General features: G+C 47.6%; 4 protein-coding genes, 4 tRNA genes and 1 rRNA gene. 8 read left to right on the top strand and 1 reads right to left on the bottom strand.

Annotation, left to right across the window (positions count from 1 at the left end; genetic code table 11):
- The first annotated feature begins 4 nt into the window (after positions 1-4).
- The 3 genes from rrf to birA all read left to right on the top strand — a co-directional run bounded on the left by rrf (position 5) and on the right by birA (position 2,267).
- Positions 5-120 (top strand): 5S ribosomal RNA (rrf, locus tag LBW88_RS26325).
- A 150-nt stretch (positions 121-270) separates the two neighbouring features.
- Positions 271-1,308: a UDP-N-acetylmuramate dehydrogenase gene (gene murB, locus LBW88_RS26330; RefSeq protein WP_224935638.1), complete on the top strand. Its 1,038-nt coding sequence runs from the start codon at positions 271-273 to the stop codon at positions 1,306-1,308.
- Complete coding sequence (gene birA / locus LBW88_RS26335) at positions 1,305-2,267, top strand: bifunctional biotin--[acetyl-CoA-carboxylase] ligase/biotin operon repressor BirA (RefSeq protein WP_224935640.1); 963 nt, start codon at positions 1,305-1,307, stop codon at positions 2,265-2,267. The genes murB and birA overlap by 4 nt, the downstream gene beginning before the upstream one ends.
- Before the next feature lie 58 nt (positions 2,268-2,325).
- Here the strand turns inward: birA and coaA are convergent, their stop codons facing one another.
- Positions 2,326-3,276: a type I pantothenate kinase gene (gene coaA / locus LBW88_RS26340; protein WP_224935642.1), complete on the bottom strand. Its 951-nt coding sequence runs from the start codon at positions 3,274-3,276 to the stop codon at positions 2,326-2,328.
- 642 nt (positions 3,277-3,918) lie between these two features.
- Here coaA and LBW88_RS26345 point away from each other — a divergent pair.
- The 5 genes from LBW88_RS26345 to LBW88_RS26365 form a co-directional block, all read left to right on the top strand.
- A tRNA-Thr gene (locus LBW88_RS26345) sits at positions 3,919-3,994 on the top strand.
- A gap of 8 nt (positions 3,995-4,002) precedes the next feature.
- A tRNA-Tyr gene (locus LBW88_RS26350) sits at positions 4,003-4,087 on the top strand.
- Between the two features lie 190 nt (positions 4,088-4,277).
- Positions 4,278-4,352: transfer RNA gene (locus tag LBW88_RS26355), tRNA-Gly, on the top strand.
- A 5-nt stretch (positions 4,353-4,357) separates the two neighbouring features.
- Positions 4,358-4,433: transfer RNA gene (locus LBW88_RS26360), tRNA-Thr, on the top strand.
- Between the two features lie 107 nt (positions 4,434-4,540).
- Positions 4,541-4,673 (top strand): GTP-binding protein (locus tag LBW88_RS26365; RefSeq protein WP_265112695.1); only part of this gene is annotated, 133 nt, incomplete at its 3' end.

Genomic DNA, 4,673 nt, shown 5'->3' on the forward strand with positions numbered 1-4,673 from the left:
TTTGCCTGGCGGCTTTAGCGCGGTGGTCCCACCTGACCCCATGCCGAACTCAGAAGTGAAACGCCGTAGCGCCGATGGTAGTGTGGGGTCTCCCCATGCGAGAGTAGGGAACTGCCAGGCATCAATTAAGTGAAGAAGCCCTGAACAGTAGTTCAGGGCTTTTTTACGTCTGCACATTGGCAAAATCCCCGCCAAAAGCCACGAAAACATCCCACCCGTGACTAACTGATCGGGTAAACTACGGCCAGATAAATCAGTAAAGGCCGTGAAATGTCCAGCCCCCACACTTCTCTAAAAGCATTCAATACACTGGGTCTTGAGGTCAGTGCACAAGCGCTGTATATCGCAGACACACCTGAAGCCATTATTAGCGCATGGCAAGCGACTCAACAGGCGAACCAACCTTTCATCGTATTAGGTGAGGGAAGCAATGTGCTTTTCCTTGAAGACTTTGATGGTGGCGTAATTATTAACGCCATCAAAGGTATTTCACTTGAGGAAGAGGCTGAAGCATGGCATTTGCATATTGGCGCTGGTGAGAACTGGCACGAGCTGGTTGAGCATACTTTAAAGAAAGGTATTACCGGCCTGGAAAACCTTGCATTAATTCCTGGCATGGCCGGTTCAGCACCTATCCAGAACATTGGCGCTTATGGTGTTGAATTTAAAGATATTTGCCACTACGTTGATGTGTTGCACCTACCCACACAAAAAATCAGTCGCCTGCATCGTGAAGCGTGTCAGTTTGGTTACCGTGACAGTATCTTTAAACACGAAATGAAGGATAATCACGTCATTATTGCTGTTGGGCTCCGTCTGGCTAAACAATGGAAGCCGGTGCTGAGTTACGGCGATTTAGCGAAACTGAATCCGGCCACCGTATGCGCATGGGATGTGTTTAATGCAGTTTGCCAAATGCGTCAGAGCAAATTGCCCGATCCACGGGTAACGGGCAATGTAGGCAGCTTCTTCAAAAACCCTCTTATCACGCGTGATGTGGCTCATGAGCTGTTAGAGGCATGGCCGGGAATACCGCATTATCCTCAGGCAAATGGTGACGTAAAATTAGCGGCAGGCTGGTTGATCGATCAATGCCATCTCAAGGGATACCAGGTTGGAGGCGCTGCGGTACACCGCCAACAAGCGCTGGTATTGATCAATGAAAACCAGGCAACGCCAAAAGATATCGTTGCATTAGCTCACGAGGTACGTCATCACGTGGGTGATAAATTCAATGTTTGGCTCGAGCCAGAGGTACGCTTTATTGGTGCTCAAGGCGAACGTAACGCCGTTGAGGTCATTTCATGAAAGATAATAGTGTCCCGCTGAAATTAGTCGCGCTGCTGGCTGATGGAGAATTCCATTCAGGTGAGCAACTGGGTGAAGCATTGGGAATGAGCCGTGCAGCCATCAATAAACACATCCAAACTCTGAAGAGCTGGGGACTGGATGTCTATACTGTCACAGGAAAGGGGTATAGCTTACCTGCCCCCATTCAATTGCTGAATGAAGCCGATATCCTTTCGCATCTGCATCAACCAGATTTAGATGTCATCCCCGTGATTGATTCTACCAACCAATATCTGCTGGATCGGATGGATCAGCTGCCCTCCGGTCATGCCTGTATTGCAGAGTATCAGCAAGCGGGCCGTGGACGCCGTGGCAGAAAATGGTTCTCTCCTTTTGGTTCAAATCTCTATCTTTCGATGTACTGGCGACTTGAGCAAGGTCCCGCTGCAGCAATGGGGTTAAGCCTGGTCATTGGTATAGTGATGGCTGAGGTAATCCAGTCTTTAGGCGTACCCGATGTGCGCGTTAAATGGCCTAATGATCTCTATCTGAACGATCGTAAATTGGCCGGCATTCTGGTCGAGCTGACCGGGAAAACAGGTGATGCGGCGCAAATTGTCATGGGCGCAGGGGTTAATCTGGTGATGCGCTCAGAAGGAGCGTCTGAGATTAATCAGGGCTGGATTAATTTGCAGGAAGCCGGTGTTGAAATTGATCGCAATGAACTGGCCGCCAAAATCATCAATAGCCTGCGAAATGCACTGCCAATTTTCGAGCGCGATGGATTAGCACCGTTTGTTGGACGTTGGGATGCATTGGACAACTTTATCAATCGCCCGGTTAAGTTGCTGATTGGCGATAGAGAAGTTCATGGCATTGCACGGGGTATTGATAAGCAGGGTGGTTTATTACTGGAACAAGAAGGCGAAGTGAAGTCCTGGGTTGGTGGCGAGATTTCGCTACGTCCTGGTAATTAATGTGAACTAACCAGATAAAAAAGCGCCCTGATATAACAGGGCGTTTTAATATTAATAATTATTTTCTCAGACGGACACTCTGCACGGCATGATCTGCAGATTTGGTCATTATCAGACTGGCTCGCTCTCGGGTAGGAAGGATATTTTCATTGAGATTCAACCAGTTGATCTCTTTCCATAATCCACGAGCAATATTTTCGGCCTCTTCTTTGGGCAATTGAGAATAATGGTGGAAATAAGAGTCGGGATCGCTGAAGGCACCTTCACGGAATTTCAAGAAGCGATTAACGTACCAGCGTTCTAATAACGTTTCAGGTGCATCGACATAAATTGAGAAGTCGACAAAATCTGAAACAAATACATGATGAGGATCGTGGGGATAATCCATCCCACTTTGCAGCACATTTAAGCCTTCCAGAATCAGAATATCAGGCTGTTTTACCACCTTATCACCATCCGGTATCACATCATAAATAAGGTGTGAATAAACCGGCGCCGTGACCTGATTAGCACCTGATTTCAAATCGGATACGAAATTGACCAGGCGATGCATATCGTAAGACTGCGGGAAGCCCTTCTTCTTCATCAACCCCCGTTCTTTTAACACTGCATTCGGGTGTAAAAAGCCGTCAGTAGTAATCAACTCCACTTTACGATGTTCTGGCCAGCGGCTGAGCAGTGCCTGCAGCACGCGAGCGGTTGTGCTTTTACCTACAGCAACACTGCCCGCAATGCTGATGATATAAGGGATCTTTTGCCCGTTAGTGCCCAGGAACTGCTCCAGTACGGCCTGACGACGCAGGTTCGAACTGATATAAAAGTTGAGCAGGCGAGAGAGCGGCAAATAAATCTCAGCGACCTCTTCTAAAGAGAGATCTTCATTAATACCGCGTAATCGTTCAATTTCGCCTTCAGCGAGCGTCATTGGCACTGAGTCGCGCAGAGCGGCCCATTGCTGACGGTCAAACTGCAAATAGGGCGTAGTGAGTGGTGTCGTTTTTTTACTCATAAGTATGCATCTGACCGCAAATCCAGGCCCATCAACACCTTGTAGCGTCTGGCATACAATGATGCGTCGAGCTTAGTTGCACGTCATAGGGGGTAATTAACGAGAACAATGGGCTGGAGGGTAACACCAGTGTCACTTTAAAAAGAAGCAAATTGATAAACCTGAGCACGCTTTCGTAAGCGTGCCCGCATTTTTATTATTGCTTAGTTGCTTGTTACGACGGTTTTTGTTGCTCCGACGCGTAAAGTCTTTTCAGATTATCCCTCGCCAACAACTTTAGGCGTCGTCCAGCAACTGATAATGCTTCTCTCATTACATGTCGAAACTGGCATCAGTTAACAAACAAACCTATCCTGCAATCCGACAGGCTAAAAAATACGCAATCAAACCCGGAACCAAAAAAAAGTGGCGATTTTTTAAATGCAAAATGGCGTTGTGTTTCTCGAGTGCGAGTATCAAACCATAATATGCCGCTATGAATGACGTTGCCCAATGGCGTAAAAACACACTGCATTTGGATGAAAAGAGTGCAAGTAAGGGGCGGTTTGCGATGTTTTGCACAAATAGTAAGCGATAGAACAAATTTGATAATTTTTTTGTTGCATCCTGGGCGCGGTCTTCCTAGAATGCGCTCCACTTGATGCCGGCTTAGCTCAGTTGGTAGAGCAACTGACTTGTAATCAGTAGGTCACCAGTTCGATTCCGGTAGCCGGCACCAATCAAGTAGGTGGGATTCCCGAGCGGCCAAAGGGAGCAGACTGTAAATCTGCCGTCACAGACTTCGAAGGTTCGAATCCTTCTCCCACCACCATCTCAACCACTTGGTTGAGCGTCAGGTAAAATCATTATCTGGCGGGTGAGTTCATCTCTCTCACCTTCGAATTCAGATTGCAAAGTTTCGCAATCAAAGTCGGTCAGAAACTCTGACAGGCTCGAATAATAGAAGGTCTTCTTTTATTATTCATAAGCTACAGAAAGAACAGGTAGCCGAGTTCCAGGATGCGGGCATCGTATAATGGCTATTACCTCAGCCTTCCAAGCTGATGATGCGGGTTCGATTCCCGCTGCCCGCTCCAGATGTGCTGATATGGCTCAGTTGGTAGAGCGCACCCTTGGTAAGGGTGAGGTCCCCAGTTCGACTCTGGGTATCAGCACCACTTCCTTTATCTCTCTCCTGATTCTCTCTCTGTAAACCAAACAGTCAGGCATTGCCTGGTTGATATGACGATATCTTCGATATATCCGTGTCTTAGAGGGACTAGCGATGGCTAAAGAGCAATTTCAGCGTAACAAACTGCACGTAAACGTCGGCACCATCGGTCACGTTGACCATGGTAAAACCACTCTGACTGCAGCAATCACCACCGTTCTGGCTAAAACCTACGGCGGCTCTGCTA

This window comes from Pantoea sp. alder81, from assembly GCF_020179835.1.
Taxonomy (GTDB): Bacteria; Pseudomonadota; Gammaproteobacteria; order Enterobacterales; family Enterobacteriaceae; genus Pantoea.